The following is a 307-nucleotide window of genomic DNA, read 5'->3' on the forward strand; positions in this document are numbered from 1 at the left end:
TCCGTGGTCGGGCGAGCCGCCGAGGTCGTCGTCCCAGTTCGCCGACCAGGTGATCTTCATGTCCTGGCCGGAGAGCAGTGACTTGGGCCGGGCGACGGGCGTGTGCTCCTGCAGCGGCGCGTTGGTGAGCGTCTCGTAGTCGTACGTCCAGGGCTCGTAGTAGTCCTGAATGGACGGCAGCTTCGGGTTGGCGAAGATGGTGAACAGCTTCCGGAAGCGGCCGCCGCCGGAGAGCGTGAGCCGGCCGCGCCGGTTGAGCGTCCAGCCGCCGCGCCACTCCTCCTGATCCTCGTAGCGGCGCGGATAG

1 pseudogene is annotated in these 307 nt (G+C 68.4%); it reads right to left on the reverse strand.

The window, feature by feature from the left end:
- Positions 1–307 (reverse strand): annotated as a pseudogene (narY, locus tag ODJ79_RS46880) (nitrate reductase subunit beta); the annotation flags it as partial.

It is taken from the genome of Actinoplanes sp. KI2 (assembly GCF_025630775.1).
In the GTDB taxonomy this organism is placed as follows: Bacteria; Actinomycetota; Actinomycetes; order Mycobacteriales; family Micromonosporaceae; genus Actinoplanes.